Origin of the sequence: Sulfuricurvum sp. PD_MW2 (assembly GCF_002633015.1) — a bacterium.
Classification (GTDB): Bacteria; Campylobacterota; Campylobacteria; order Campylobacterales; family Sulfurimonadaceae; genus Sulfuricurvum.
The window spans coordinates 1-5747 of record NZ_NSIU01000044.1 but is presented as its reverse complement, the minus strand read 5'-3'; the positions used below and the strand labels follow the sequence as shown (position 1 = coordinate 5747).

Genomic DNA, 5747 nt, shown 5'->3' with positions numbered 1-5747 from the left:
GCGTTAATCTGAATTAAATACTATTTTTAGCTTAGCAAACAAGGAGAACCACATCTATGAAAGCATTAATTGCCAACATGTCGGTTATGCGAAAACTCGGTGCTATTATGGGGATAGCGACTATTGTTTTAATCATTGAAACAACTATATTTTTGACAGCGACTCAGAATTTAGGAAAATCTTTCGAAGCATTTGAACACAATAGTTTTGATGGGGTAAAAACAGTTTTGGAAACCGAGAAAGAACTCAATTATTTTAGTCGTGTTGCTCGTGAAATAATGCTGGGTGGCAATCTAGAAGAGAATCTTGAAAAGCTCGATAAAACCCATGAAAAAATCGAAAAATCATTTAAACATTTACAAGACACTATCACTTCTTCGGAGCAAGAAGCCTTTTACAAACAGGCTCAACACGACTCCATGATTTTTATAACCTCTTCTCGTGATCTGATGCACACTATTCAAAAAGACACAACTGATCTTCAAGCTGTATATCACCAGTACCACAAAGAATTCACACCGGTAGCCAAAGCATCACGTCATTCCATGGAAAAACTGGTTGAGTCTAAAATGACTGAAGCCGCTGATATGAAAAAAGCTTTTAAAGCAGATTTGACATATTGGAGCATTATTGCTGCTATTGCGGGTATCGCAGGGTTACTTACCATGATTGTTGTAATGTTTCTCATTGTCTCTCAGATTAAAGGATCTCTTCATTCTGTGCAAAACGGTCTAAATTCATTTTTTGGCTTTTTGGGAGGAGAAAGTGAGCGTGCAGAATCCATACCTGATTTAGGCAAAGATGAATTCGGAACTATGGGATCTATGATCAACGAAAATATCGCTAGTTTGGAAGCAAAAATCATCGAACAAAAACAAGCGATCAATGATTTTCAAATCGTCTGTTCCGATGCATCTCAAGGGCACCTGCATCATCGTATCACCGCACGCTACCATGATACAAATCTCATTAACCTCTCTCAAACATTAAATGCTTTATTGGATGAAATACATAATGTATTCTCTACTCTCACCGCGATGCAAGTCGATTTTGCACAAGGAAACTATGCAAATGCCTCCAATAGATCAATCGCGACCAAAGGTTCTTTTGCATCTCTGCAACAAACCGTTTTAACGGTTGCTCAATCCAACAGTGAAATTTTTTCATTGATTGCAAAGTTTTCACGTGAATTTACGGCCGATGCCAGCCATTTGAATACTACCGGTGAAGAACTCAGCACCAGTGCAAACGAACAGGCTTCTTCACTGGAAGAAACGGCTGCTGCAATCGAAGAGCTCACAAGCAATGTCGCATCCAACGTTGCGAAAACCGAGCATATGGCAAAAGCCGCTCTTGAAGCAAAACAGACAGCTGAAAAAGGCAATACAGTTGCCAGAGAAAGTCTGGAAGCCATGAATGAAATAGTCAGTGCAACCGAGGCAATACATCAGGCAGTTGATATCATTAATAATATTGCGTTTCAAACCAATATCCTCTCGCTCAATGCGGCGGTCGAAGCAGCAACGGCAGGAGAAGCAGGAAAAGGATTCGCAGTGGTTGCCCAAGAAGTACGAAACCTCGCTAACCGCAGTGCTGATGCAGCCGCGCAGATACAGGAACTTGCCCAAGCAGCACGGGAGAAATCACGTGCAGGATTGGAAACATCCAAACACATGATGGAAAGTTTTACAACCATTGCTCAAAAAATCGATCAAACGGATGAAATGGTACGTGATGTTGCCAATGCAAGCCATGAACAAATGTCAGGCATCAATCAAATTAACGGTGCGATCACACAACTCGATCAAATGACGCAGCAAAATGCCAAAACGCCAATAACGTCGCGATCATTTCCAATGAAATTTTAGAAATGACACAGACATTCGAGCATATGCTGACACGTGTCACTTACGAAAAATCAGCGGATCAACAAAACTGTGATGTTGGTCTAATTTTCGATACGGCTAAACTCAAAATCGATCACATTAATTTCAAAGAAAATACCTACAACAAACTCAAATCTGAAATCACTAGTTGGAAAGTAACCAGCCACCATGAGTGTAACCTTGGAAAATGGATCAATGAACATAAGTCATCTGCATTCGCACAAACATCCGAATGGAATGCCCTTTTAAAGCATCATGAAGATGTTCATAAAGGGGTTCAGAATTACATCGATTCTTATGTTGCCAATGCCTCAATGGAGACTATGGAAAACATTAGCCGTGAACTGGAAATAGCAACATTAGGGGTGTTTCAGGGTCTTGATCATGTAAAAACCACTAAGTGTAAAGGATAATATATGAACCCTACATCTGACAACACCCTAGAGCCGGAATGGACAAAAAGTATTAATGATGCGATTGAAGAAGCTTTGATCGAACTTGAAGATGATGACTCTCTACAAGAGATTCCCCCATCTTTTGACCTCGACAATGACCCTTTTCTAACACTACTGGATGATCTTTTAGAAGAAATTGCTTCACACGAAGAAACACACTAGAATAGGAATACCTATGACAAAAACATTTGATTCTGCTGCTGTATTAAAAGAGTTAAAAGAGATAGGTCATACTATAAACATTCTTATCGTAGAGGATGAACTGATTGCACGTGAACAGCTACATCATATGCTATCACACTTTTGTTGCAATATCGATCTCGCCGAAAACGGTCTTGAGGCACTGTTTTTATATCAGGAAAAAAAACACAATCTGATCATTACAGATTTGGAAATGCCTGAAATGTCCGGTATTGAGATGCTTCGTGAATTCCAAAAATTTGAATCGGACACGAAAATCATTGTCACATCAGGACATAACGAGAGCGATGTTTTAATGGAACTCCTCCAGATGGGCGCTAATGGCTTTATCCAAAAACCATTTGATATCCATAAACTGCTAGAGACGCTCTCCAAAATATGCCATAAAATCTATGAGCAAGATATGAATGCTTACTTAAATGCCACACTCGAATCGATCAATCAAGAACTGCTCAAAGATACCAATCTTCTCAAACAAGAGCTTGAACAACTGAAAAAAGATAAAAGCGAATCTTCCAAAGAGCTTCCTCTAACCCTTCAACAATCATCCGTTCATACCAAAGAGCATCAAATGATTGAAATTATTCATACACATCAAGCAAAAATGAGTGCTAAAGAGTTTTATGATACCTACCCTCTTGAGCTCGATAAAACAAATGAAGATTTAGAAGAGTTAGAAAACCGTTTGAATCATCTTATTTTGAATACTAAGCGACAAGAACCTGAACGTCTTATTCATGAGATTATCACCATTATCAGCAATTATGCTAAAGTGATTGAAATGATCCCGCAATTCAGTTCGTTAGCATTCGCGATTCAAGAGCTTACCTATACATTGGAATCTGTAAAAGAAAAACATAAAATCATCCTTGTTCTTCCAATGCTCGGAGCACTCGTCAATAATCTTGAACAATGGCGACTTCAAATTTTCTTTTATCAGGAAGTAGAAGATATCCATTATATGGATAATTCCATTCTCAGCGATGCGATGAGTCTTAGAGCAATGCTTGATGACTCAGCACAAGCACCCTCACAACAAGACGAATTTGAATTTTTTTAATCCTTAGTAACATTAAACCCTAAAGCGATTTACAACCCGTTTCAAATCAGCAGTCATCGTTTCAAGATATTGTGCAGCAGCGGCAATTTCTTCAACGCTCCGGGTGTTACTCATAGACAGCTGATGTACATTATCGATTTCTCCAACGGTATCTATCAACATTTTGGTATTATTGACTGTTGTTGATACCACTTTTTCTACAACATCTACCGTACTCTTCATAGCTTCCATCACACTTGATGTCTCTTCTTGCACTTTTGATGAGAGACGACCGAGACCTTCAACATCATCGGCGTTATGATTCATTTCACGGCTCAAACTGCTGATCGAGTCAACAATAACATTTACGGTTGCATTGGTTTCAACCAAACTTTTTTGCGTTCGCTCCGCTAGTTTGCGGACTTCATCCGCAACAACCGCAAATCCTCTACCGTGTTCTCCTGCACGTGCTGCTTCAATCGCTGCATTGAGTGCTAAAAGATTGGTTTGATCTGCAATATCCGCGATAACAGTCAAAACTGCTTTTACCTGATCGGCTTGTTGAGTAAGTTCCGTTAAACGATGGCTAATTTGCTGTTCTTCTTCCACATCAACAGCCAATTTCGCTACCATACTTTTCAGTGAGCGTTCCGATTCATACAACGATTTTTCTGTACGTTCTACATTGGTTTTGAGCATTTTCATCTGTTCAGCCGTTAGTTCCACATCACCTATGATACTTTTGAGGTTATCAGCCATTTTACTGACACTGCGAGATTCATCTTCTGCATTTTTTCCGGCAACGATGGTTGTCTGACTCAATTCTGCACTAACAGACATATTTTCATTGCTGCTTGTTTCTATTGCTGAAAACACATCTCGTATTTCTCTCATCAAATGTTTCAAACTCTCCGCCATCCGATCCAGTTCTGGAGATGCATTACATGTAATCTGATCACTGATACGACGTTCTGAAGCCATTGTATTTAATGTTTTTTCTAACTGATGAATTGATGCTATCAGCGATGGGACAATCATCCACCCCACAATCAAAGCAATTACGATGACTCCAAAACTCATCACGATTCCAATCCACATTTGCATGGTTGTATCGGTCAGATTTTTTTCCGTACGATCTATAATCGTATCCATATGGTGATCTTCCAGCTTTTTGAGATCATCAATATATCCAGAAACGGTACTAAACCACTCTTTTGGATCAACTCCAAATTTCCCGTCCAGATTTTTACTTTTTGCAAGATCAATCATTGCAAATGTTTTTTGTCCGCTTGCACTTTTTTCATACTTTTCAAATTCACTAGAAAATTCTTCGGGGACGAACAGCTTAAACGTATTCACCGAATTCTCATATCCGCCTACAATGGTCGAGAAAAATCCCCAACTTGCGGCATCAAATTGATCGGATGTAAACGCACCGTTCAACGTTGCTCTGATTCTTCCCATATTTTCCTTTGCGACAAGAAGCCAGTAATGATCCAGCAAATCATTCTTTGTCCCCCCTACACTCTCTTTATATACAAGCTGAAGATAAAGTTTCATCACTTTTTCAATCATAAGGGTATATTTTTTTGTCGATTCTACAGGTTTTAATGAACGGCTATCTACTTTTGAACGACAATCAGATAACTCATCGTTTAGAGAATTTTTCGCCCCAGTTGCCATGTATTCGGCTAATACTTTATCAGAGAGTATACGTTGTTCAAGAAGCGGTGCGGCTACGCTATCGGCTTTAGCTAAAAATCCGGCTGATTTTCCACGTTCTTTTTGCAATTCATGAATCAATTGACTCAGTTTTTTTGCCTCATTCAGTTTATTTGATGTTTCTATAATTACGCTGCGATTTTGAAGAAGCTCAAGAGTTTTTGGTATAGCAAAATACAATAGCCCTATTAACGGAATGAGAATGAGAAGCGCCAATTGTTTAGATAATGAAATTTTTGAGAACATGATGAACCTCAATACTATTATTTTTTTTTCTTATTTTGCATCATACCATAAAGATTTGAGAGAATTACACTTAATTTATTTTATACAGTTAATGAGTTTGAGGTTGCAAGAAAATAAAGGTTAAAAATAGCCCCAGAGAAAGCCCTTAGAAGCTTTCCCAGATGTCATCTTCGCTTTTAGCGGTTGGGACGAAAGTTG

The 5747-nt window shown here is 38.8% G+C and carries 5 protein-coding genes; 4 read left to right on the top strand and 1 reads right to left on the bottom strand.

All coding sequences use genetic code 11. The features are described from left to right. Positions 1 to 56 precede the first annotated feature (56 nt). The 4 genes from CJD30_RS11270 to CJD30_RS11255 are packed head-to-tail and all read left to right on the top strand — an operon-like array spanning position 57 to position 3602. Complete coding sequence (locus CJD30_RS11270) at positions 57 to 1868, top strand: methyl-accepting chemotaxis protein (RefSeq protein ID WP_294919171.1); 1812 nt, start codon at positions 57 to 59, stop codon at positions 1866 to 1868. A 2-nt stretch (positions 1869 to 1870) separates the two neighbouring features. After that, complete coding sequence (locus tag CJD30_RS11265) at positions 1871 to 2299, top strand: CZB domain-containing protein (RefSeq protein WP_294919168.1); 429 nt, start codon at positions 1871 to 1873, stop codon at positions 2297 to 2299. Positions 2300 to 2302: 3 nt separating this feature from the next. Next, entirely contained in the window at positions 2303 to 2503 is a 201-nt protein-coding gene (locus CJD30_RS11260; protein ID WP_294919166.1) for a hypothetical protein, read from the top strand. 13 nt (positions 2504 to 2516) lie between these two features. Then, positions 2517 to 3602 carry a response regulator gene (locus tag CJD30_RS11255; protein ID WP_294919163.1) on the top strand — a complete coding sequence of 362 codons (1086 nt, stop codon included), beginning with the start codon at positions 2517 to 2519 and terminating at the stop codon, positions 3600 to 3602. 12 nt (positions 3603 to 3614) lie between these two features. On the opposite strand, the gene CJD30_RS11250 is transcribed toward CJD30_RS11255, so the two are convergent. Further along, positions 3615 to 5549 (bottom strand): methyl-accepting chemotaxis protein, encoded by a 1935-nt coding sequence (locus CJD30_RS11250; RefSeq protein WP_294919160.1) that lies wholly within the window; start codon positions 5547 to 5549, stop codon positions 3615 to 3617. Positions 5550 to 5747: the final 198 nt, after the last annotated feature.